The 22154-nt window shown below is 59.0% G+C and carries 20 protein-coding genes; 11 read left to right on the forward strand and 9 right to left on the reverse strand.

Annotated elements, in window-relative coordinates; all coding sequences use genetic code 11:
- The first annotated feature begins 127 nt into the window (after positions 1–127).
- Together BTW08_RS00845 and BTW08_RS00850 are read left to right on the forward strand one after the other, a co-directional pair.
- Entirely contained in the window at positions 128–1780 is a 1653-nt protein-coding gene (locus BTW08_RS00845) for a glucan biosynthesis protein (RefSeq protein WP_075560610.1), read from the forward strand.
- Positions 1781–1975: 195 nt separating this feature from the next.
- A complete protein-coding gene (locus BTW08_RS00850) occupies positions 1976–3367 on the forward strand; it encodes a Na+/H+ antiporter family protein (RefSeq protein ID WP_075560611.1) in 1392 nt (463 codons plus the stop codon).
- 29 nt (positions 3368–3396) lie between these two features.
- On the opposite strand, the gene BTW08_RS00855 is transcribed toward BTW08_RS00850, so the two are convergent.
- Positions 3397–4302: a polysaccharide deacetylase family protein gene (locus BTW08_RS00855; RefSeq protein WP_075560612.1), complete on the reverse strand. Its 906-nt coding sequence runs from the start codon at positions 4300–4302 to the stop codon at positions 3397–3399.
- Positions 4303–4420: 118 nt separating this feature from the next.
- Here BTW08_RS00855 and BTW08_RS00860 point away from each other — a divergent pair, with 118 nt between their 5' ends.
- Positions 4421–5566: a M42 family metallopeptidase gene (locus BTW08_RS00860; RefSeq protein ID WP_210403161.1), complete on the forward strand. Its 1146-nt coding sequence runs from the start codon at positions 4421–4423 to the stop codon at positions 5564–5566.
- A 157-nt stretch (positions 5567–5723) separates the two neighbouring features.
- The gene (locus BTW08_RS00865) at positions 5724–7130 is read left to right on the forward strand and encodes an AbgT family transporter (RefSeq protein ID WP_075560613.1); all 1407 of its coding nucleotides are present in this window, start codon (positions 5724–5726) and stop codon (positions 7128–7130) included.
- A 12-nt stretch (positions 7131–7142) separates the two neighbouring features.
- On the opposite strand, the gene BTW08_RS00870 is transcribed toward BTW08_RS00865, so the two are convergent.
- The 7 genes from BTW08_RS00870 to BTW08_RS00900 form a co-directional block, all read right to left on the reverse strand.
- Entirely contained in the window at positions 7143–8087 is a 945-nt protein-coding gene (locus BTW08_RS00870) for an efflux RND transporter periplasmic adaptor subunit (RefSeq protein WP_075560614.1), read from the reverse strand.
- Between the two features lie 13 nt (positions 8088–8100).
- The gene (locus BTW08_RS00875; protein WP_075560615.1) at positions 8101–8316 is read right to left on the reverse strand and encodes a DUF1656 domain-containing protein; all 216 of its coding nucleotides are present in this window, start codon (positions 8314–8316) and stop codon (positions 8101–8103) included.
- Complete coding sequence (locus BTW08_RS00880; protein WP_168170617.1) at positions 8306–10459, reverse strand: FUSC family protein; 2154 nt, start codon at positions 10457–10459, stop codon at positions 8306–8308. Before BTW08_RS00880 ends, BTW08_RS00875 begins: the two co-directional genes overlap by 11 nt.
- A gap of 284 nt (positions 10460–10743) precedes the next feature.
- A complete protein-coding gene (locus tag BTW08_RS00885; protein WP_075560617.1) occupies positions 10744–12006 on the reverse strand; it encodes a winged helix-turn-helix domain-containing protein in 1263 nt (420 codons plus the stop codon).
- Positions 12007–12127: 121 nt separating this feature from the next.
- The gene (locus BTW08_RS00890) at positions 12128–13147 is read right to left on the reverse strand and encodes a metal ABC transporter substrate-binding protein (RefSeq protein ID WP_075560618.1); all 1020 of its coding nucleotides are present in this window, start codon (positions 13145–13147) and stop codon (positions 12128–12130) included.
- A 72-nt stretch (positions 13148–13219) separates the two neighbouring features.
- The gene (locus tag BTW08_RS00895; protein ID WP_075560619.1) at positions 13220–14104 is read right to left on the reverse strand and encodes a metal ABC transporter permease; all 885 of its coding nucleotides are present in this window, start codon (positions 14102–14104) and stop codon (positions 13220–13222) included.
- Entirely contained in the window at positions 14101–14799 is a 699-nt protein-coding gene (locus BTW08_RS00900) for a metal ABC transporter ATP-binding protein (protein WP_075560620.1), read from the reverse strand. Before BTW08_RS00900 ends, BTW08_RS00895 begins: the two co-directional genes overlap by 4 nt.
- A 413-nt stretch (positions 14800–15212) precedes the next feature.
- On the opposite strand from BTW08_RS00900, the gene BTW08_RS00910 reads away from it, so the two are divergent.
- The 6 genes from BTW08_RS00910 to BTW08_RS19425 all read left to right on the forward strand — a co-directional run bounded on the left by BTW08_RS00910 (position 15213) and on the right by BTW08_RS19425 (position 19885).
- Positions 15213–15494, forward strand: coding sequence for a HigA family addiction module antitoxin (locus tag BTW08_RS00910; RefSeq protein WP_075560621.1), 282 nt, complete (start codon positions 15213–15215; stop codon positions 15492–15494).
- Between the two features lie 563 nt (positions 15495–16057).
- Complete coding sequence (locus tag BTW08_RS00915; RefSeq protein WP_210403163.1) at positions 16058–16804, forward strand: hypothetical protein; 747 nt, start codon at positions 16058–16060, stop codon at positions 16802–16804.
- 456 nt (positions 16805–17260) lie between these two features.
- Positions 17261–17899: a hypothetical protein gene (locus tag BTW08_RS00925; RefSeq protein ID WP_075560623.1), complete on the forward strand. Its 639-nt coding sequence runs from the start codon at positions 17261–17263 to the stop codon at positions 17897–17899.
- 88 nt (positions 17900–17987) lie between these two features.
- Complete coding sequence (locus BTW08_RS18860; RefSeq protein WP_139313548.1) at positions 17988–19202, forward strand: GIY-YIG nuclease family protein; 1215 nt, start codon at positions 17988–17990, stop codon at positions 19200–19202.
- Positions 19203–19328: 126 nt separating this feature from the next.
- The gene (locus BTW08_RS19420) at positions 19329–19613 is read left to right on the forward strand and encodes a GNAT family N-acetyltransferase (RefSeq protein ID WP_281491915.1); all 285 of its coding nucleotides are present in this window, start codon (positions 19329–19331) and stop codon (positions 19611–19613) included.
- Between the two features lie 2 nt (positions 19614–19615).
- Entirely contained in the window at positions 19616–19885 is a 270-nt protein-coding gene (locus BTW08_RS19425) for a GNAT family N-acetyltransferase (protein ID WP_281491916.1), read from the forward strand.
- Positions 19886–20769: 884 nt separating this feature from the next.
- Here BTW08_RS19425 and BTW08_RS00940 read toward each other — a convergent pair.
- Complete coding sequence (locus BTW08_RS00940) at positions 20770–21477, reverse strand: SIMPL domain-containing protein (RefSeq protein WP_075560624.1); 708 nt, start codon at positions 21475–21477, stop codon at positions 20770–20772.
- Positions 21478–21718: 241 nt separating this feature from the next.
- Between BTW08_RS00940 and BTW08_RS00945 the strand changes: the two genes are divergently transcribed.
- On the forward strand, positions 21719–22093 hold the full coding sequence (locus BTW08_RS00945; RefSeq protein ID WP_075560625.1) for a hypothetical protein: 375 nt from the start codon (positions 21719–21721) through the stop codon (positions 22091–22093).
- The last annotated feature ends 61 nt before the right edge of the window (positions 22094–22154 follow it).

Here is a 22154-nt window from a genome sequence, read left to right on the forward strand (position 1 = left end):
CAACGGCGAGGAACGGAACCCCGCCAGCGCGATGGCGTCTGATAGGAGATTCTTCCCGAGGCAGCCCGATTCGCGACGATCGGGTATGCTGCGACATCGACGGCAATTCACTAAAGGATGCGTGTTCATGGATCGTAGAACCCTGCTGAAGAGCTCCATCGCGTTGGCCGCCTGGTATGGTCTGCCCTCGGCCCCGCTGTTTGCGGCGGCGCGGGCTTCCAGCGGTATCGCGGATGGGCAGTCCGAGGCGTTCAGCTTCGATTGGCTACAGCAGTTCGCCAAAGGCCTGGCAGCCAAGGCCTACCAGAGCAACGTCGAGCAGCTACCGCCGACGCTCGCCAATCTGACGCCGCAGCAATACAACGCCATCGGCTACGATCCCGACCATTCGTTGTGGAAGCGTATGAATGGCCCGCTCGATATCCAGTTCTTCCATGTCGGCATGGCGTTCAACCAGCCGGTGCGGATGTACTCGATCGATCCCGCTACCCAGAAAGCCAAGGAGATCCATTTCCGCCCGGATCTGTTCGATTACTCCAAGGCCGATGTCGACGTCTCCCAGCTCGAAGGCCAGGGCGATCTCGGTTTTGCCGGCTTCCGCGTGTTCAAGGAGCCCTCGCTGACCGAGCGCGATATCGTCTCGTTTCTGGGCGCCAGCTATTTCCGCGCGGTTGATGACACCTATCAATACGGCCTTTCGGCGCGCGGCGTGACGGTGAATACCTACAGCGACGGCAACAAGGAGGAGTTCCCCGCCTTCACCCGATTCTGGTTCGAGACGCCCGAGAAGGGCGCGACCACGTTTACCGCCTATGCGCTGCTGGATTCGCCGAGCCTGGCCGGCGCCTATCGTTTCGTCATTCACTGCGAGGATGATCGCGTGGTGATGGATATCGACAAGCACCTCTATCCTCGCGAAACGATCGCCCAGCTCGGGGTCACGCCGATGACCAGCATGTTCAGCTGCGGTACCCAGCAGCGCGACATGTGCCTGACCTTCCACCCGCAGATCCACGACTCCGATCGACTGTCGATGTGGCGTGGCAACGGCGAGTGGGTCTGCCGGCCGCTCAACAATCCGCCGCGGGTCCAGTTCAATACCTTTGCAGACGACAACCCCAAGGGCTTCGGCCTGCTGCAGACGGACCACGACTTCAGCCATTACGAAGACATCGTCGGCAACTATCACAAGCGTCCGAGTCTGTGGGTCGAGCCCAAGGGCCAGTGGGGCAAGGGCGCCATCCAGATGCTCGAAATCCCCACCACCGGCGAGACCATGGACAACGTGGTGGCGTTCTGGAAGCCGGAGCAGGCGATCGAGCCGGGGCAGACGCTGAGCTACGGCTACAAACTCCACTGGAGCGCGCAACCGCCGGTCAAGCCGGATCTGGCTCGGGTGCGCAAGACCTTCACCGGTATCGGTGGTTTCCCCGAGGGCTGGGCGCCGGGAGAGCACTATCCCGAAGTCTGGGCCAAGCGCATCGCGGTGGATTTCATCGGCGGTCAGCTCAAGCACTTCTACGACAACGATATCGGCATCCATACCCAGCTCGATGTGCCCGAAGGCGACGTCAAGCAGCTCGAGATTCTGTGGGTCGAGGAGATCGACGGCTTCCGCATCCAGTTCGACTGGTATCCGACCAGCGATTCCACCGATCCGATCAACATGCGCCTGAACCTGACCGCCGATGACAAGGCGGTGAGCGAAACCTGGCTCTATCAGTACTTCCCGACCCCGCCGGAAGAGAGAAACTATCCCGCGCATCCGGCGGCCAGCTGATAACGCCAAGGCACTGACAACGACGATAGAAGGACATCCCGAACGGGGCGGCCAGTTGGCCGCCCCGTTTCGTTTGCGGTAATCCGCTTTTTTCCGATTTTTCCTGGCGTTCACTGGCGGGGTCGATATCATCGGCGGCTTCGTCTGGCGGCAGGGCCCGGCAGGCAGGGTTCACGGTTTGAAAAGAGGCGATTCATGAATGCTGTGGTGCTGGCCATTCTGATCATGGTCACGTTGAGTCTGGCGCGGGTCTCGGTGGTGTTTGCGTTGATCGTTGCGGCACTCGTGGGCGGACTCTACGCGGGGATGCCGCTGGACGGGATTCTCGAGGCCTTCAATGGCGGGCTGGGTAACGGGGCGACGGTCGCCATCTCCTATGCAGTGCTGGGAGCGTTTGCGGTAGCGCTGTCGCGTTCGGGAATTACCCAGGGGCTCGCTCGCCGCGCCGTCGAGCGATTTCATCTCGAGGGCGTCGGAGCAGGTCGGCGCAAGGTGACGCTGGGTTTGCTGGGCTGTCTGCTGCTGGCCGCGATCAGCTCGCAGAACCTGATCCCGGTGCATATCGCTTTCATTCCGATTCTGGTGCCGCCGCTGCTGGTGCTGATGAATCGTCTCAGGCTCGATCGACGCGCCGTGGCCTGCGTCATCACCTTCGGTATCACCGCGCCCTACATGCTGTTGCCGGTGGGCTTCGGCGCGATCTTCCTCAACGACATCCTGCTCGGCAATCTCAACGCCAGCGGCGCGGATCTAGGCCTTCATATCGAGGCCGCGCAGGTGCCGCTGGCGATGGCGATACCCATCGGCGGCATGGCACTGGGGCTGCTGGTCGCGGTGTTCTTCAGCTATCGTCGTCCGCGGGATTACCAAGACCGTGCGCTCGTCGGTCAGAACCCCGAGTCCGCTCAGGTCCAGGCCCAGGCCCAGGCCCGAGCCCAAGATCAGTTCGAAGGGGCACGCCAACGTCTCGAGCCTTGGCAGAAACTGGTGCTGGCGCTCGCTCTCGTCGGCACCGTGGTCGTTCAACTGCTCACCGAGTCGATGGTGCTGGGCGGGCTGTTCGGCTTCGCATTATTGTCCGCCAGCGGCGTGTTTCGCTGGCGCGAACAGGACGATGTCTTCACCGAAGGCATGCGGATGATGGCCCAGGTCGGTTTCATCATGATCGCCGCGGCCGGTTTCGCCGGGGTGATGCAGGCGACCGGTTCCGTCGACAGCCTGGTGACGAGTTCCGCGGCGATGATCGGCGACCACAAGGGGCTGGCGGCGCTGATCATGCTGATCGTGGGTCTGTTCATCACCATGGGCATCGGCTCGTCGTTCTCGACCATTCCCATCATTGCCTCGCTCTACGTGCCGCTGGCGCTGAGCTTCGGCTTCTCGCCGCTGGCGACCGTCGCGCTCGTCGGTACCGCGGCGGCGCTGGGCGATGCCGGCTCGCCGGCCTCGGATTCCACCCTGGGGCCCACCGCCGGGCTCAATGCCGACGGTCAGCACGACCATATCTGGGACAGCGTGGTGCCGACCTTCCTGCACTACAACGTGCCGCTGCTGGCGTTCGGGTGGATCGCAGCGATGGTGCTTTGAGCTACGAGCTACGAGCTACGAGCTACGAGCTACGAGCGCGAGGCCGTCTGCTGGCTGGCGTGATCGGCGATGGCGCCGGGCGTGGTCCACCAGACCCGCTCGGCCTCGCCATAGGCGGCAAGTTCACCAAGCACTTCGCGCAACTGGCGCAGACGGAACGGCTGACCGATCAGCCACGGATGCAACGCGATACCCATGACCAGCGGCTGGTGGCGGGACTGTTCCCGAAGCTCATAGAACTGATCGCGAATCATGGTGGCGAACTCGTCCATCGAGACGCGATGGGCCGATATCGTCGGAATATCATTGAGCTCCTGCGGATAGGGGATCGACCACAGGTCGCCGTGAGCCGTCTGCATGGTGATCGGGCGGTCGTCGTGGGCCCAGTTGAGGGAGTAGCCGAATCCCGCTTCGCGGAGCAGGTCGGGCGTCGTCTCGCTCTCCGAAATCCAGGGTGACAACCAGCCACTTGGCGCGGCGCCGTAGCGTTCGGCGAGCCGGTCCCGGCAGTCGTGGATCAGCTCGCGCTCCTGCGCTTCACTCATCTGGCCTTGGCGCTCGGCATTGGTATGACCATGAGCGATGAGCTCGTCACCACGCGCCTGAAACGCGTCCAGTAGCGTCGGGCAGTGATCGAGAATCGAGGTGTTGGCGATCACGCCGATCGGCAGGTTCAGCGACTCGAAGAGTTCCAGGCAGCGCCACGCGCCGACGCGATTGCCGTAATCGCGCCAGGCGTAATTGAGCACATCTGGTTCGCCCTCCGGTGCTGGTGGCGCGATCCCCACGCCGCGCCCTTCGCCGAAAGCGTAATGCTCCAGGTTGAAACCGATATAGACGGCGAGGTCGGTATCGCCGGGCCAGCGCCACGTGTCCCTGTCGGTGATGGCGCGGTAATCGAAGCGTTGATGGTGGCGTAGCGGGCGGCGAGTCATCCTTGTCTCTCCAGATCGAGTGGGACCACTAGCGTAGACGCGAACGAGACCGATGAGGCAATCACGCTTCATAGGCTGCTAAGCTAGAGTCACCTTCATGACTCGTTAGGGAAGATGGATGAGTAAAAGCACCGACAAGAGCCCCAAGACCGCTAAAACCACCAAGACGACGAAGCGTGGCGCCACGCCGCTCAATGCAGAAGCGATGACGTTTCTGGAGCGCTATCTCAACAACGCCTCGCCCACCGGCTACGAGTGGGAAGGGCAGAAGCTGTGGATGGAATACCTGCGCCCGTACGTGGATGAGTTCATCACCGACACCTACGGCACCGCGGTCGGCGTGATCAATCCGGACGCCGAGTACAAGGTGGTGATCGAAGGCCACGCCGACGAGATCTCCTGGTACGTCAACTACATCACCGACAACGGCCTGATCTACGTCGTCCGCAACGGCGGCAGCGATCATCAGATCGCGCCTTCCAAGCGCGTCAACATCCATACCGACAACGGCATCGTCCAGGGCGTGTTCGGCTGGCCGGCGATCCATACCCGTCGCCAGGGCCCGAAAGAACAACCGCCCGAGCTCGACAATATCTTCATCGACGTCGGCTGCAGCACCAAGGACGAAGTCGAAGCGCTCGGCGTCCACGTCGGCTGCGTGATCACTTACCCGGACGAATTCTTCGTCCTCAACGGCGACAAGCTGGTCTGCCGGGCGATCGACAACCGCATCGGCGGCTTCATGATCGCGGAAGTGGCGCGGCTGCTGAAGGCGCGCAAGCAGAAGCTCGACTTCGGTCTCTACATCGTCAACGCGGTGCAGGAAGAAGTGGGCCTGCGCGGCGCGGAGATGATCGCCGAACGGCTCAACCCCAACGTCGCCATCGTCACCGATGTCAGCCACGACACCTCGACGCCGATGATCGAACCCAAGCGTGAGGGCGCCAACAAGATCGGCGACGGCCCGGTGATCTGCTACGCCCCGGCGATCCAGAACAGGCTGCGCGAACGGCTGATCAAGGTCGCGACCGAGCAGAAGATTCCGTTCCAGCGCCTGCCGCGCTCGCGCGCCACCGGCACCGATACCGACGCCTTCGCCTACAGCAATTCCGGTGTCGCCTCGGCGTTGATCTCGCTGCCGCTGCGTTACATGCATACCACCGTCGAGATGGTCCACAAGCAGGACGTCGAGAACGTGATCGAGCTGATCTACCACACCCTGCTCGACATCAAGCCCGGCGAGACCTTCAGCTACTTCGACTGAGGCTCGTGATGCCGGCCCGGGCCAACAGCTCGGGCCGGCTAGTCGGCGTAACATCATCAAAACCGAAGCACCCTCAAAATCTAAGCAGTATCAAAAACTAAGCACCGTCAAAATCTGAACACCACGTCACCAACAACAACATCGTCTGGGGGTTCTCATGGCAAAAGCGACCGGCACTCTGCGCTGGTACGAACGCGTACCGCATCCCGCCATTCTGATTTTCTGTCTGTTGATCGTCGTCTGGGTTATGACGCTGATCATCCCCGCTGGGACTTTCGATCGGCATGAGATCGATGGCCGTAGCGCGGTCATTCCCGGCACTTTCCATTTGATCGACGCGGCGTCACCTTCCTTTCTGGAAATCTTTCACGTCGTGCCGCTGGGTATGGTTCAGGCGGCGAGCATCATCATTGTGGTATTGATCGGCGGCGGACTATTCCGCGTACTCGAAGCGACTGGCGCGCTGGAAAACATGGTCGGCACCCTGGTCAAACGCCTGGGCTCCGATCATCCGGTGCCGCTGATCTGGCTGATGACCTTCGTCTTCGGCGCACTCGGCGTGGCGGTGGGTTACGAGAACAACATCGCGCTGATCCCGATCGCCGTGCTGCTGGGTCGGGCGATGGGCGGTGATCGTCTGGTGGGGACGAGTATCGCGCTGGGCGGTGTGGGCATTGGCTTCGCCACATCGCCGATCAACGTCTATACGGTGGGCGTTTCGGATCAGATTGCCGATCTGCCGCTGTTCTCCGGGGCCGGGCTTCGCAGCGTGTTGTGCGTCGGTGCGCTGTGTCTGCTGGCGCACCACACCAGCCGCTACATGAAGAAGCTGAGGCGCGACAGTAATGCCACGCTGCTGCGCGATGCCGAGGACGAAGGCAGCTCGCTGCGCAAGCCGCTCGCCGACTATCGGCTGAACGCCAGCGACTATCGCGTGCTCGGCACGTTCGTGATCGGGCTCGCGATCATGCTCTATGGCGTATTCAGCTACGGCTGGTACATCGACGAGATATCCGCCACCTTCCTGGCGATCGCCATCGTGGCGGGGCTGATGGCGCGGCTGCCGGCTTCGAAGATCAACACGTACTTCTTCGAGGGCGCGGCCTCGGTGACCACCGGCGCGTTGCTGGTAGGCCTGGCGAGAGGGCTTCAGGTACTGCTCGAACAAGGGCAGATCGGCGACACCATCGTCCACACCCTGGCCGAACCGCTGGGCCACATGCCGGTGCTGGTCTCGACGCTGGCGATGACCCTGGTTCACTCGGTCATCAACTTCTTCATTCCTTCCGGCAGCGGTCAGGCGATGGCGACGATGCCGATCATGATTCCACTGTCGGATCTGATCGGAATGACCCGGCAGACCGCGATCCTGGCCTTTCAGGTCGGCGACGGCCTGACCAACCTGATCGTGCCCACCTCGGGCGGCACGCTCGCCATGCTGGCGATGGCACGGGTGCCCTATGACGTCTGGGTGCGCTTCTTCTTTCCGATGCTGCTGCAGGCGTTTCTGTTGAGCTGGGTCATATTGGCGATCGCCGTCGCGATCGACTGGGGCCCGGCGTGATGCCGCTGGACGTCAGATACTGATCAAGCCTTCCCACCACTGGCGGATCGACTTCCACCAGCCGGGCGAGTCCTCGCGGTCCTGGCGGTTGCTGTCGAGATAGACCGTGGCGGTCAGGCCCGCGGAGAGCTTGGTGCCCGCGGGGATGTCGTCCAGCGCGATGCGTACCGGAATCCGCTGGGAGAGCCGTACCCAATCGAAGGAGGCGTTGACCGCGGCCAGACCGTTGTTCTGGCTGCTGAGGCTGCCGTCGCTGATACCGCGGGCGAAGCTGTCGACATGGCCCCAGATGGCCTTGTCGCTGGAGAGCAGCTGGACGCGAACCGGCGCGCCGATATCGATGCTGTCGAGCTTGGTCTCCTCGAAGTAGCCCAGCACGTAGAAGCTTTCGGCATCGACCAGCGTCATGGCATCGGTGCCCACGCTTACGTACTGGCCGGGGCGCAACAGCAGGTTGGTGACGTAGCCGTCGACCGGCGCGCGCACGGTGGCGCGCGCCAGATCCAGCTTGGCCTGATCGACTTCGACCTTGGCCTGCTCGACGGCGGCCTGGGCCGTGGCCAGCGAGAAGCGGGCGTTGTCCTTGTCTTCCTGCGAGACGTAGTTCTTCAGCCGCTGGCGACGACTGTTGGCTGCCTGCGCTTCGTCGCGCTGCTGCGACAGTTGATGGAGATTGGCCTGGGCTTCGTCCAGCGCCAGCTGGTAGCGCTGCTGATCGATGGTGAACAGCACGTCGCCTTTGGCCACTCGTTGGTTGTCGTGGACCTCGAGATCGTCGACGAGCCCGGCGACATCGGTGCCCAGATTGACCACGTCGGCACGCACGCGGCCGTCGCGGGTCCACGGGTCGTGCATGTAGTGATTCCAGATCTGGGCGACGGCAACGATCGCGGCGACGACCAGGGCAAGGGTCAGGAGTAGCCGCACACTCTTGCGGAGTCCGGTAGGCCAGTTCATCAAGGTCTTTTCCTTATCCAGCGATCGGTAGCGAACCCGTGAGGGCGAGCACCGACCACAGCAGCAAAGCGAAAATGGCGATATCCGCCAGCACCGGTTGCCAGAACCAGTGATAGAGTCCCAGGCGGACGAAAAGGCGGCGAAGCAGCAGATAGAGCCCCAGCGCCAGCAGAACGGGAACGGCCAGCGGCGGTAACAGAAACCCCAGAAACGACCACTCAGTCAGCATGTCGGGACCCTCCGGACGTAGCGTTGGCCGTAGACGTGGCGGCGGTCGCGTCAGAGGCCGCATCGCCGGGCCCATCGAGGCTCTCATCGATTTCATCGGTAGTTTCACCGGCGCGGGCTTCGAGCGCGACCCCGGGTGCTTCGCGCATCAGATGGCCCAGCATAGCGATTTCGCCGATGCTGGCGATCGGCAGATGGGCCTGGTGATAGAGCCGTTCGACCCAGCCGACGGCCTCGTCGGCGAGTTCGTGCCAGACGGCGGGATCGTGACGGCGCCGGGCAACCACGCGCCTGCCGATGTCGCCGAGCCAGGCTTCGATCTCCGCGCGGTGGGGGCCGAGCGCATCGCGCAGACGGCGGATCCTCCATACACAGAGCGCCAGCGCATGCAGGTCGATGGCCTCGCGCACGGCGCTGTCACTGCCGCCCAGCGCGACCAGTCGGCCCAGGCGGTCGTAGAGCCGGCTCTCCAGCCGCGCCCGATTGGGCAATGACTTTTCCCGAAGCAGCCGGCCGAGACCTCGCCAGTAGGCGGCCATCAGTGTCTCGATCCGTTCTTGCGCGGAGCGCTGGCGGAACAGCGAATAGGTGATCATGGAAGCGATGGTGCCAATGATCGAAGCCAGCCCGCCATTGATGTAGCTCGTGGGCGAGAAGGTGTAGGTCGAATGCAGATTGAGCAGGGTCATCATGGTAATGGCCCCGGCCAACCCGATCAGCGACCAGCGCGGGTGCGGCGTCATCAGGGTGCCGATAGCGACCGGGATGCCGATGGCGATGGCCAGCAGCGGAAAGCCGTTGATGGCCGGCAGCACCAGAAACAGCAGAATGCCCCCCAGAATGACCGCGGCGATCGAGCCCCACAGGAATTGATAGACCACGGCGGCGGGGTTGGGCGCCTTGGCGAACAGCATGGTGAAGACGCCGAGCAGCATCATCGCCAGATAACCGGAGTGCCAGCCGCTGTGCACCCAGATCTGGCCCAGCAGCTCGAAGGCGATGAACACACGAAAAGCGTTGTAGCGGGCGACGAAGTGTTCGTTGTGGGTGACGCGAGAACGGCGTTCACGGGGCAGCGCCTTGACCTTCGACGAGGTCGGATCGTCGAGCGCGTTGCGCAGCCGACGGCCATGCTGCAGAAGCCCCAGCACTTCGCCCAGGCGCTGGCGAACCAGCTCCGCCCGGGCGCGGGTGCGAGGTGCGATGGCGTCGTCGTTCCAGTCGAAATCGGCCAGCGACAGGCGTTCGGTCGGCTTGCCATCCGGTTCGGACTCGATGGCCCGGAGCAGCGGTAGCGCCTGCTGTCTCAATTCGGCCAGCCAGTGCTCGCCGTCGTCGCAGTGGCGCAGATAGTCGAGTGCCGTTTCCAGTTCGCGCACGGCAGTGATCAGCGCCAGGCCGTCGCTGGCGAAGCGGTCCAGCGCGGGGATGAAATGACTGAGACGGCGAGTCTCCAGCCGGGCCAGCCCCCGCAGCTTCTCGAACTGCTGATAATGCTGGAACAGCGCTTTCAGCGGGGCGTCGCGACTCGCCTGAGAACGTGGCTGAGAGCGTGGCTCGGCGAGCGTCGTCAGCGTTTCGGTGGCGGCCTGGGAAAGAAAGCGGGAAAGCGCACTCGGTAGCGCACGGCTGCCGAAACGCGGCGCGATCACCACGTGCGCGAGCAGGCCGCAGCCGATGCCCAGCGCCGTCTCGCTGAAACGCCCTTGCGCCACCGACCAGATATTGTCGATGCCGTTACCGATCGCCGTCAGCGAGACCAGCGTCGCGGTATAGCCGCTGAGCATCATCACGTAGCCGAGATGTTCATCCTGCTCGAGCATGACCCAGTACATGCAGAACGCCAGCCACGCGCCGGCAAACAGCAGGTAGAGCATGGGTTGCTGGCCGAACAGCGCGATCATCACCAGGCCGACGATGGCGCCGAACAGCGTGCCGAATAGCCTGGCCACGCTGCGCCCGATGATGATGCCGATCGGCGGCGTGCCGCCGGTGAACATGACCGGCTGCAGGGTCACGATCATCACCGCCAGAATCGCCCAGGCGGGCTGATAGAGATCGAGGCGCATCGACAGGAACAGCGCCAGCCAGACGGCCAGCACCGTTCGCAACGCCAGCAACCAGTGATCGGCAGGAATTCGCATCATAAATGACCAGGACCCGTGAATGCGGGCATCCACGGGTCGATGTGTTAGAGCGCGGTAAATGAGTCTCGAAACGCGTCTGAGAACGTATCAAGCGCAGTAAAAGTTAGGCTGCGAATAATCTCATTGAACGCGACTTTTGTCTACCGCCGAGAGAGAAGATCGGCGAGGGGAGAACATTGGAAAAATATATAAGGTCGAAGGATGGCAACGGACCGGCGTGCTCGATCGAGCCTTGAGGACAGTGGCCGTTGTCGGAACGACTGTTGCCATCAAGCACTCGGTCAGGAAGATAGTTCCCGCCGTCGCCGGACATCGACCGGCCAGTGAGTGGAGAGCCTCTGAGCCAGCGGGCGCTCGCAGGCGAGATGGATACGCGGCAGACCCAGCCATGACGCCAATTGCTCGAACTGCCGTGACAGGGCGGTGAGATGTGATTCGTCGAAGGTGATGCCCGGCTCCGGGTGAATCGCCAGCACCGTCAGTTCACCGTCGGCGCGCCGGGCGCGCAGATCGATTCGGCCGATGAGCCGGTCGCCGTGAAGAAATGGCATGACGTAGTAGCCGTAGACTCGCTTGGCCGGCGGTACGTAGAACTCGAGGCGGTAGTGAAAGCCGAACAGGCGCTCGGTCCGTTCGCGAAACCAGATCAGCGAGTCGAACGGGGAGAGCAGGGCGGAGGCGTCGATCCGGCGGGGGATTCGCGGTTCGCCGACGACATAGGCGGGCTGGCGCCAGTTTTCGACTGAAACAGACGTCAGCGTTCCGTCCTCGGTCAACGTCTGCAGCGCGGCACGGGTGTCCTGCGGCGCCAGCCGGTAGTAGTCGCGCAGATCCTTCTCGGTCGCCACGCCGAGCGCGCTGGCGGACTGGCGCAGCAACTGACGGTGAGCCTCGAGTAGATCGGGCTCGGGCTGGTTGAGTACCGTCGCGGGCAGCACTCTCTCGGGCAGATCGTAAAGCCGTTCGAACCCTCGACGGCGGGCCACGGTGACTTCACCGGCGGCAAACAGCCACTCCAGCGCGTGTTTCTCGTCGCTCCAGTCCCACCAGGGCCCGGCCGGGCCTTCACGAGTGTTCAGCGCGCCGGCACCCAGCGGGCCGTGATTGCGCACGCTGGCCAAGACGCGATCGATCACCTCACGCCGCTCTCGGCCGAATCGAGCGAGGTGCTTGTAGATCCCGATGCCATCTTGCGCGCGGCGCATGCGCCAGCGCATCGCGGGGTAGAGCGAGATCGGCAGCAGCGAGGCCTCGTGGCCCCAGTATTCGAACAGTGACCGGTGGCGATTACGGCTCCAGGCCGCCTCGTCGAGCAGTGCGGTCGGGTAAGGGCCAAGACGCGAGAAGACCGGCAGATAGTGGGAGCGGGCCAGCGCGTTGACGGAGTCGATCTGCAGCACGCCGAGACGATCCAGCAGACGATTCAGGTGACCGCGATTGACGCTGTCGGAAGACCCAGGCGTGAAGCCCTGCGCCTTGAGCGCAAGACGACGTGCCTGAGCGAGCGTGAGACGGCGTTGAGACGGGGGAATCACTGGCGACATGCTAGGGACACTTTCTCGGCGAAAACGGCAAGGGAGGCTGCCGGGAAAGTGTCGTTCAAGCGGAGGCAATTGACCAGCGCCGGGACTGACCAGCGCCGACGCGGCGCTGGCCTGGCGGGCGCTAGTCTTCGGCTTCCAGCGCGTCGAGCAGGGTGTCGACGTTGTGCTGGAACATGCCGAGATAAGTGCTGCCTTCGCCGTCCGGCGTCAGCGCGTCGGCGTAGAGCGTGCCGCCGATGGCGACACCGGTCTCTTCATGCAGCTGATTGATCAGCGCCGGGTTGCTCATGTTCTCGAGGAACAGCGCCTTGGCGTGGCTGGACTCGATCTGTTTGATCAGGTTGCCCATGTCGCTGGCGCTGGGCTCGGCCAGCGTGTTGATGCCCACTGGCGAGAGCAACTGCAGGCCATAGGCATCGGCAAAGTATCCGAAAGCGTCGTGGCTGGTGATGATCAGCCGATTGGCCTCGGGAATGTCCGCCATGCGCCGCTTGGCGTCGGCGTCCAGCGCTTCCATCTTCTCGATGTACTGCTTGGCGTTGGCCTGGTAGTCGTCGGCATTATCGGGGTCGAGCTTGACCAGCGCGTCACGAATGTTGCGGGCGTACTGTTCGCCGTTCTCGAGATCCTGCCAGGCGTGCGGGTCGACATCGCCGTGATGATGGTGGCCTTCCTCGGCAGCGGCGTGATCATGATCGTCATGGTCATGGTCATGGTCATGGTCATGGTCATGGTCATCGCCGTGGTCGTGACCTTCCTCTTCTTCATGACCTTCGAACGGTCGTGTCTTGATGCCGTCGCTGGCGACGACGATGTCACCCTCATATTCGCTGGCGTCGATCAGCCGGTCGATCCAGCCTTCGAGCTGCAGGCCGTTGACCACGATCAGATCCGCGTCGGCGAGTGACTTCGCATCATCCGGCTTGGGTGAAAAGGCATGCACATCGCCATCCGGGCCGACCAGCGACGTGACCGCGACATGATCCCCGCCGACGGTTTCGACCATATCGTCGAGAATGCTGAAACTGGTGACGACCTTGAGCGGGTCCGCGTGAGCGTAGACCGGTGACAGGGCGGCGATACTCAGGCTACCGGCGAGCACGCTCTTGAGCAGCGTTGAAGCGATCGATTGGCGGGACATCATAAATCCTCGTAATAGAGTGGAACGGTGGTGAATCAGCGTGGAACGGGGTACTGAGTGATGAGTGCCGGATCAGCCGTGAGCGTCCGGCGGCAGCATCGGTTGAACCCGGCGGCGCCAGCGGGCAAAGACACTGTGATAACGCCCGAACAGCGCGGAAAGCAGGTAAACCACCCCGGCAAACAGAATGATGCAGGGCCCGGAGGGCAAGCCGGCGTGGTAGGAGAGCAGCAGCCCGCCGACGCTCGAGACCATGCCGATGGCGATCGCCAGCCCCATCAACCCCTCGAGCCGCTTCGACCAGAAGCGCGCGGCGGTGGCCGGCAGCATCATCAGGCCGACCGCCATTAGCGTGCCCAGCGTCTGAAAGCCGGCGGTCAGGTTGAGCACCATCAGGCCCAGAAACAGCCCGTGCACGGCGCTGCCGCGGATGCCTTGGCCGCGCAGAAACAGCGGATCGAGACATTCGACGACCAGGATGCGGAAGATCGCGGCCAGCACGATCAGGGTCAGGCTCGACACACTGACGATCAGCCACAGCGCGGTACCGTTGACGGCCAGAATCGAGCCAAACAGCACGTGGGTCAGATCGACGCTGCTGCCACGCATCGAGATCAACATCACCCCGGCGGCGAGCGAAATCAGATAGAAGCTGGCGATGGCCGAGTCTTCACGGTGGCCGGTCAGGCGCGACACGCTGCCCGCCAACCCTGCTACCAGCAGCCCCGCGAGCAGGCCGCCGAAGCTCATCGCCGGTAGCGAAAATCCGGCCAGCAGAAAACCGACCGCGACGCCCGGCAACACGGCGTGGGCCATGGCGTCGCCGACCAGACTCATGCCGCGCAGCGTGAGGAACACCCCCAGCGGCGGCGCGACCAGCGACAACGCCAGCCCGGCCACCAGCGCGCGGCGCATGAAGCCGAAATCCAGCAGCGGAGAAAACAGCCAATCGATCATGCCAACGTCTCCGCCGGGGAAGAGGCGTCGCCGGCCCGAGAGGGCGTCGACCAGGTGCCGTGCCCGCGTTCCAGCCGCAGGGTTCGATCGGCAAGACGGGTCATCTGATCGTGATCGTGCAGCACGATGATGATCGCCGCGCCCTCGGCCGCCATGGTGCGCAGCACGTCGATCAATACCTCAACGGTGGCGGCATCGACATTGGCAAACGGCTCATCGAGCAATAGCAGCTGGGCTTCCTGCATCAGCGTGCGGCCGAGCAGGGCACGCTGGCGCTGGCCGCCGGAAAGCTCGCCCAGCGGGCGGTGTTCGAACGCCTGCAGCCCCAGGCGCTGCATCACCGCCTGACCACGGCGATACTCCGGTGGCCCGTAGCGCTTGAAGCTGCCGTGGGTCGGCCAGCAGCCGCTCATCACCAGTTCTTCGACGCTCATGGGGAAGGTCAGATCCAGCGCCAATTGCTGCGGCAACCACGCGCGCCGCGCGTTGGGAACCTCGCAGCGAACGCGACCGCTGACCGGGCGAAGTTCGCCCATGATGCCCTGGACCAGCGTGCTCTTGCCGGCACCGTTTGCGCCCACCAGCGCGGTAATCGTGCCGGCCTCGAAATGACCGTCGATATTCTCCAGCACCATCCGGTTGCCCTGCGCCAGCGACAGGGACTCCAGTGTTAGTAGCGTGTTGGGCTCTGCCATGGATCGTGTCTGCAACGGAGCCATCAACCGAACACCCCGCCCGCCCAACCGGCGACGAGCCACAGCACCGCCAGAGGAATGAGCGCGAGCAACACACGCCGCCCAGCGCCAAGCGACATCAAGGAAAAGTGGCACGGCCCATCGGGGCGATGGCGGTGACGATGTGACATGAACAGATCTACCTGAAGAAAACAGGTAGAAAGGTTATATCATAACAAAATGGCTGCCAAGCGGAGATTGTCGACTGATGCCTTGTGCATGGAAGCCACGGCTTGGGAGTCGTACATCTTGCCCCGAACCCTGGAAGGGCACTGGGCTATCATCGTCAACGGGAACTGGTTTCTTACCGTCACTTTCGAAGGTAAGGACGCCATCCTGGTTGATTATCGGGATTACCACTAAGAGGTCATCACATGAACCGTATGCATAATCCCGCGCATCCTGGCGCCGTCTTGCGCGAGTACATTGGCGATCTCTCTATTACTGAGGCCGCCAAACGACTTGGCGTGACGCGCGTCACGTTATCTCGGATTCTCAATGGTGGGGCCGGTATCTCGGCGGATATGGCGTTACGCCTTGAGCAGGCCTTAGGTACCAGCGCAGAAATGTGGCTGGAGATGCAGCTCAAGTATGAACTGTGGCAAGCGTCACAATTGCCTCGTGCCCAAGTGACACCGCTGCACACAGCGGTGTGATCGAGATGTGAAGGGGTGCTTGCTCACGCTATAGGAAGTCTCCTGAATCAATAAAGCCATTACCCGCCCCCCTCCCGCCAGCCCAATTCGCGACGAGTCTCCGCACCACCAGGGAAATGAGCGCCAGCAACACTCACCGCCCCGCGCCAAGCGACATCAGAGGAAAGTGACACGGCCCATCGGAGCGATGTCGATGACGATGTGACATGAACAGATCTACCTGAAGAAAACAGGCAGAAAGGTTATATCATAACAAAATGGGTGTGAAGCAAAGATTGCGAGCGCGCCCGTCTTGTAAGAGATCGCCGACAAGCCTTTTGGCGGGGTTGTGGTACGGTGGGATCTGCGTTACCAAGAGTTACAGGGTGGCCGGAACTGTAGTGAGTAATGATCCGCGCGCATTCAGCAACCGGGCTGAATGACTACAAGCGACCCAGAGAGAATGGTTCGAGGACGGCCGCATGCGCGTTCAAGAGTGTGATGCAGCAAGAACAGTTATTGGTGTTATGTTGCCGAGCCATACTTAATGACGAGCAACTTCAATAGGTTAGTGGCCTATCACCATGCGCAATAACATTGTTGAACGTGCGTACTCGTTCAAGTGGCAAAACGAGCGCTATCTAATATCTGTTATAAATCAGGGAGGTAACTTGCGAGAGTTCCGATTTAGCTTAATTGTCTTTACCGCTCTGCTTGTTATCGTTGCAGGCGTTTACTTCTTGATCATGCTGAATGGCGGCCAGATTAGCCTTAGCACCAGTAATCAGGATTGGGCCAGTTTTGGAGCGTACTTCGGAGGCGTCCTCGCGCCTGCAGCATCTTTGCTCGCAGGCTATCTTGTCTACAAAAGCTTCAGGTCCAACACATATCAACAAAAGCTGCTGGTAATTCGAGAAGCTTTGGGCAGGCTGGATCAACAGTTAGAACACAATTTATACACTCCGTTTAACAACGACTGCTTTGGTGAGGAGTACCGTGGGTTGCCATTAAGAACCATAGTTTATGCGGTTTCGAACGGAGAGCTAGAATCAAATGAAAGATTCGACGGCGCGGTGCTCTCGTTACTACATAATATTTCAATACTCGCTCACTCAATACTTACCTATCTAAAATTACTCGAAAGATTCCCTACGGAAGAAACAGATACGAATTGGCTTAGAAACCTGGAACATCATTACTGGATTGAGAAGTATTCACCGATCTGTACAAGAATGAAAACCATAGTTGGTAAAAATGCAATGCAACAAAAAATCAAAGAGAACCAGTTGGAGAGCTTTCGCGTCATCTTTAACGGTGGCTATGATTTATAACCATTCACGGAATGGCGGGCGTGCGAGACACGCCGCTTCGTTCAGCATTATAAATGGTGAAGTCATGACGGTAAACCGCATGAGACTGGACAAAATCTTGAAAGAAAACGAGGACGTCAAACGGCTTGGTATTTCGGTTAAATACATGTGCCTTTCCTTGATGTGCGATCACCACAAATCATTGCACGGCGAACTATTCGACGTGGAAAAAATTAAAGATCTATACAGTCTGGAAAATGTCCCTGAAGACTGTCGCTGTAGCGTAATTCAAGTTCTTGTGGATGAGGCAGGAAAGCCACGGAGCCCAAGTATAGTGGAGAAGGCCAAATCGCAGGCCAGCGACAAAAATTTATAACAAATCGCAGCAGTACGCGGCCGATGGCCGCCGGTCGCCCTTTCCATGGCTCCTTCGTCGCCATTCCAAGGTCGTCGCTGTGCTCAGATTAGGTTCTATACATGCAAACGGTCGATGACTACTTGGACCGGACGGAAAGCGCCGTTCGGCTTCTTTTTGACGGTATTAAAGATTATATTTCGATCCTTCGAACCTCAGCAGGGGTGACTTTCGTGACTTCTGAGCCTTATGGACCTAAACAAGACGCTGAGTATGCTGCGTGGAAGGCAAAAAATGCTAAGAGATTGCTTGCAGCACGCGAGGCAGAGCAAAGGTACCTGGCTGAGTCCTTCGCATTAGACACCCTATCTGGTTCCGTCTTGCAGGTCGCGGCAAAAGCAATTGAGATTTACGGGAAGAGCCACCCCATCCCGGAGACCTTTAAAGGTATTGTTAAGCCAAAGCTGTCCAAGTTTTGCGATGGGCGGGACGTCCGTACCGTGCCACTCGGGCTCATTATTTACGCCGCTCGGAATCAACACACTCATTTCAATGAAGGCAAGTTGAGAGAGCCAAGTGCTGCAGTCTTTAAACGGCTTGCAACAGAGCACGGCTATGGGGGCCAGCAACAAATTTTTGATCCGGCGTTTGATATTGATAATCCGCGTTTGGTGAGTCTCGCTACTAATGTCACTGGTCTTATCGAGTGGAGGGCTTACGAAAGCTATCTTGGAGATATGCATGCATTGCTACAAACCTAAACAATACAGTCACGGCGACGTCTACTCAATTGCGGCTTCGCCTACCGCACGTGCTGTTGGCGTTAGCTTTTGAAATGGATACCGAGCGATGTTTACAAAAAATCTGCAATTAGCTCAAGTTGCAAGCAAAAGTCCGCCGAAAAAGGGCTTGGATGCAATTTTGGCGAAACAAACGAGAAAAGCAAAAAATTACAAGTACAAGTACATCAACCCTGCGGCAGTCAAGAATATAGTTGGGAAATGGGCTCCACTCTCGGCGTGGAACTTCTCTTTTTTAATGGAATGCTTTATGGCCGTATTAAACGATAACGGCGCCAGCATCATGAATTCAAAAGGCACATATAAAACAAATATAACCGGAGTTCCAGAGGCGTTAAAAGGTGTTGGTGAAAAGCTGCTAAAAAGTAACCGCAGGTATAAGTCACGGTCATGGAAGCTTTTTGATGAGCTTGATTTTGACATAACACATAGTTGCGTAGAAGGCGAACCAGTAGAAACTATGGTAAAGCCATATTTTGCTTTTGAGGAGTTCCGGCGCAAAAAAGAAGAAACACGCGTAGTAGTCCATGCTACTATCGCGCGCTTTGAGGGTACAATATGGACAATATCTTTTCCCTTACAATATATTATGAAATGCTACCCAAAGATAAAAAATCAACATTTTGGGTATTGCCATAAAATCGCATTGCTTGATGAAGGTGGCGGCATCGATAAAGAATATATCTATGTTGGGGTCACCGGAAGGAACTGGCTTCAACGAATGAATGAACACTTCAATGAAATAAAATCGGGTAGTAATAAGCTCTTTCATCAAACATGGCGAGAATTTACCGGCAAGAAAAACGTCATGCTCAGCAGCGAGTTAGTGGTAGGCGATCACAGTTATGAACAAATCATGTCATGGGAAGAGGATTTTGTTGATAAATACATGGAGTTGGGAGTGTCGCTAAATATGATCCCAGGTGGCTTCAAAGGTATGCGCTTTCTTCATAAACACCGGCTCCTGAACAGCGATAAAGTTACTATTAAAGAAAGAGACGCAGCGCTAGTTGAATATCAGCGCCAACATCCAAAAGCGGGCATTCCCAACCTATTTATTAGTGAGTTGTGGAAAGATGATGAGTACGCTGCACGAATCATTTGTGGTCCTGAGGGTAGACTTTCTGTTCAACAAGTTCAGGAGATCAGGAAGCTCAATAGCATGGGTGTATCTCTGGGAAAAATTGTGGAGTTGGTCAACGCCTTGAATATTCAGCAAGTACAGCGTGTAATTAGCGGCGAAACGTATACACGAATTCACTAGCGTGGAAAGTCAAATAAAAGCTAACAAGGAAAATTCACGCGGACTGCCAAAAGCCGCGCCGCTTTACGGCTTTTGGCATCCGGTGATTTTCGGCGTTAGGCTCCAAGAGCAGGGATATCTCCTCCTATGGCAGAGTTATTTGAATTTGAGACCAAGCGGCTGCATTTGCGGCAGTGGAGAGAGAGCGATCTTGAGCCGTTCGCTGATCTCAACGCCGACCCACAGGTTATGGAATTCTTCCCCGAACCGCTAAGTCGTCGGGAGAGTAATGAAATAGCGGAAAACTCCCGTTCGCTCATCGAGCAGCGCGGCTGGGGATTGTGGTCGGTAGAGATTAAGGCCAGCGAGCTATTCATTGGTTTTTGTGGACTGAATGTACCACCGATTCGTTGCCTTTTTCTCCATGTATAGACATGGGTTGGCAATTATCTCGTGCCCACTGGGGGCAAGGTTGCGCATCGGAGGCTGCCCGCGGCGCGCTGAATGTTGCGTTTCGACAGATTGGCCTTTCCGAAGTTTTTGCCTTTACCGTAAATGGCAATCGGCAATCGCGCCGTGTCATGGAGCGCATCGGTATGAACTACATTTGCGAGTTTGAGCATCCCAGCTTACCGGAGGGTAATCCACTGCGGCCGCATGTACTTTACCGACTTTGGCAAGAGCAGTGGGGCATAACAGCCTAACAATTCGCTGTAGTTGACTGCCCTAAATGCTGCCGCGCTTAGGGTTCCCTCCGCGCTTCGCGCTCCGGCGTCAACTGAGCTTAGGCGTTATGGATAGGGAAATTTATGAATCGATCATGGAACCTGAAGGATCTTCGCGATTACATTATCCACGAGCGCGATAAAGATCAGGAGCTGCTCAATTTAGTCATGTCAATTGATCGTGGAATTGATATTTTACGCCATCATCTTTCTACAGCTCGAGATGCGCTCTCTGATTGTTTGATTCGGATGCGAAAGCCCACAAACAGCATTTTGAGAGAATACTGGATATGTCTGAGGCCAGGAAGAGTTCCAACTAGCCAAAGTCTCAAATGAAGTCAATACGATTGCTGCAATTTATACCGCGCGATCAGTCTTTGACCTATTCTCTCAATTGGTTCGCGGTCTCCTTTTAGAAGATAAACTTACTAGAGACACTTGTAATATCTTCCGCGTCCGAGATCATTTTGAAGAAGGGAGACTTCGAAATGTCATAGATGAGTTGCTTCAGAGCGAAGGGTTCAGGTATATCAACGCTTTTGTGAATGTTACAAAGCATCAATCTTTCGTCAAATATGGGTCATGGATTGACTTCGAAAACGATAAATCCGGAGTAAGATTCAGTTCTTTCGAATACCGAGCCGAGGTGTACCCGCAGCTTTGGTCAGAAGAGATCTTAGAAAAAACTCTGACTACAAAGAACGAAATTGTGACTGCTGGTATCGCGCTCAAACACCAGCTAATACCGCAGCAAGCATAGCCAAGCGCTCCAGCCGAACTCTAAATTGGAGGCTGAGCTTCAGCGTTATATCTACTCTGGCTTAACATCCGCGTCTGGCCGAAAGCGGACGCTAGAACTAACCTCACTCCTCCAGCGCGTAATCGATGGTCGTCACCACGCGCACCCGTTTGATATCGGGGGTGTAGCTGTCGAGATCCTCGATCGAGAAGTAGCCTTGGCTGGCGCTGCGAATCGCGCCGACGCGACTGCCTGAGTCTCTGGCGAATTGCTGGGCGACACCGCGGGCATCCTTGGTGGCTTCGGCGACCATTTCCGGCTTTAGGTCATTGAGGCCGGTGAACAGGAATTCGGTGCGGTAATCGTAGTTGGGTGACAGCACGACACCGGCACGCACCAGTTCTCCGGTCTGGGGCATCGCTTTCTTGACGTTATCGACCGTCGGGGTTCGCAGCAGCACCGTGGCTTCGGCCTGATAACGCTCGTCCGGCCGGTCGGCGCCATAGAGATTGGCGAATCGGTCGGTGACCTGGGGGGAGGTCACGGTGATATTGGCAGCCTCGAAGCCACGCTGGGTCAGGAATTCGCGAATTCGGGTTTCCTGAGCGGTCAGGTCGCGCTGCAGCGTTTCCAGCTCGTTGGCGGTGACGGTGTAGTGCAGCGGCCAGAGTGCCATGTCCGCCGCCACCTCGCGTTCCGAGAGCCCTTTGACGGTGACGCTGCGGCCGGCATCGCGCCAGGTTTCGGCGGCATCCTCGATATAGCTGCCACCCCAGATCATGCCGATTGCCAGCAAGCCTCCCAGAATCACCGCGCTGCGTGTCGGTAGCATTGCTTTCTCCTATTGCCATAGCCGTCTGCTGGCATTGTCCTGATAGCCAGTATCGTAGCCGGTTATCAGTGCCGTGGGGTAGACCGCCGCCGTCTGGCAATCCGGTGACTCTATCCATCAATCCCGGTGATATTTTATTTCAGACTTACTGATTAGCCAGCTAATAAGGTGATCCCCATAATCTCGTCATCGGTTAGGCCAAGGGGCCAACCACTCAAACGAAGATGATTGGAGGTTCACCATGAAAACTCGCATTCTCGCCGCTATCGCACTGGCCGTTGCACTCCCTGCCGCCGCCCAGGCCAACAGCGTCATGGAGCAACGCGCTTTCGCTCAGCAGCATGAAGCGCTGAATACCCAGACAACTTCCAGCTATCAGTTGCTGCCGTCCGACTATCGCATCAATACCGTCAGCGGTGGTCACAGCACCGCGGCCGATCATTCCCTGGCCTATGTCGCAGCGATCACACAGCGGGCAACCGCTATCGCTGGTGGCAATAGCGAGCTGGTCGCCCAAGGGCAGAGCGATGCAGCCGCGCAGTCGCTGCAGAACGTCAATGGCGGCGGCGATACCGGGCAGGGCAATGTCGAAATGTCTTTCGCCAGCCTCGATTGATCGATAAGGCTTGATCAATTTGCGCCCGGGTAGCGGGCGCTCGAAACAGGACGAAACTGCT

The sequence above is a fragment of the Salinicola sp. MH3R3-1 genome (genome assembly GCF_001937155.1).
GTDB lineage: Bacteria > Pseudomonadota > Gammaproteobacteria > Pseudomonadales > Halomonadaceae > Salinicola > Salinicola halophyticus.

Excerpts from the sequence above, each read along its gene's own strand:
- BTW08_RS00845 (WP_075560610.1), top strand. The coding sequence starts at position 128 with ATGGATCGTAGAACCCTGCTGAAGAGCTCCATCGCGTTGGCCGCCTGG.
- BTW08_RS00850 (WP_075560611.1), top strand. The coding sequence starts at position 1,976 with ATGAATGCTGTGGTGCTGGCCATTCTGATCATGGTCACGTTGAGTCTG.
- BTW08_RS00855 (WP_075560612.1), bottom strand. The coding sequence starts at position 4,302 with ATGACTCGCCGCCCGCTACGCCACCATCAACGCTTCGATTACCGCGCC.
- BTW08_RS00860 (WP_210403161.1), top strand. The coding sequence starts at position 4,421 with ATGAGTAAAAGCACCGACAAGAGCCCCAAGACCGCTAAAACCACCAAG.
- BTW08_RS00865 (WP_075560613.1), top strand. The coding sequence starts at position 5,724 with ATGGCAAAAGCGACCGGCACTCTGCGCTGGTACGAACGCGTACCGCAT.
- BTW08_RS00870 (WP_075560614.1), bottom strand. The coding sequence starts at position 8,087 with ATGAACTGGCCTACCGGACTCCGCAAGAGTGTGCGGCTACTCCTGACC.
- BTW08_RS00875 (WP_075560615.1), bottom strand. The coding sequence starts at position 8,316 with ATGCTGACTGAGTGGTCGTTTCTGGGGTTTCTGTTACCGCCGCTGGCC.
- BTW08_RS00880 (WP_168170617.1), bottom strand. The coding sequence starts at position 10,459 with ATGCGAATTCCTGCCGATCACTGGTTGCTGGCGTTGCGAACGGTGCTG.
- BTW08_RS00885 (WP_075560617.1), bottom strand. The coding sequence starts at position 12,006 with ATGTCGCCAGTGATTCCCCCGTCTCAACGCCGTCTCACGCTCGCTCAG.
- BTW08_RS00890 (WP_075560618.1), bottom strand. The coding sequence starts at position 13,147 with ATGTCCCGCCAATCGATCGCTTCAACGCTGCTCAAGAGCGTGCTCGCC.
- BTW08_RS00895 (WP_075560619.1), bottom strand. The coding sequence starts at position 14,104 with ATGATCGATTGGCTGTTTTCTCCGCTGCTGGATTTCGGCTTCATGCGC.
- BTW08_RS00900 (WP_075560620.1), bottom strand. The coding sequence starts at position 14,799 with ATGGCAGAGCCCAACACGCTACTAACACTGGAGTCCCTGTCGCTGGCG.
- BTW08_RS00910 (WP_075560621.1), top strand. The coding sequence starts at position 15,213 with ATGAACCGTATGCATAATCCCGCGCATCCTGGCGCCGTCTTGCGCGAG.
- BTW08_RS00915 (WP_210403163.1), top strand. The coding sequence starts at position 16,058 with ATGCGCAATAACATTGTTGAACGTGCGTACTCGTTCAAGTGGCAAAAC.
- BTW08_RS00925 (WP_075560623.1), top strand. The coding sequence starts at position 17,261 with ATGCAAACGGTCGATGACTACTTGGACCGGACGGAAAGCGCCGTTCGG.
- BTW08_RS18860 (WP_139313548.1), top strand. The coding sequence starts at position 17,988 with ATGTTTACAAAAAATCTGCAATTAGCTCAAGTTGCAAGCAAAAGTCCG.
- BTW08_RS19420 (WP_281491915.1), top strand. The coding sequence starts at position 19,329 with ATGGCAGAGTTATTTGAATTTGAGACCAAGCGGCTGCATTTGCGGCAG.
- BTW08_RS19425 (WP_281491916.1), top strand. The coding sequence starts at position 19,616 with ATGGGTTGGCAATTATCTCGTGCCCACTGGGGGCAAGGTTGCGCATCG.
- BTW08_RS00940 (WP_075560624.1), bottom strand. The coding sequence starts at position 21,477 with ATGCTACCGACACGCAGCGCGGTGATTCTGGGAGGCTTGCTGGCAATC.
- BTW08_RS00945 (WP_075560625.1), top strand. The coding sequence starts at position 21,719 with ATGAAAACTCGCATTCTCGCCGCTATCGCACTGGCCGTTGCACTCCCT.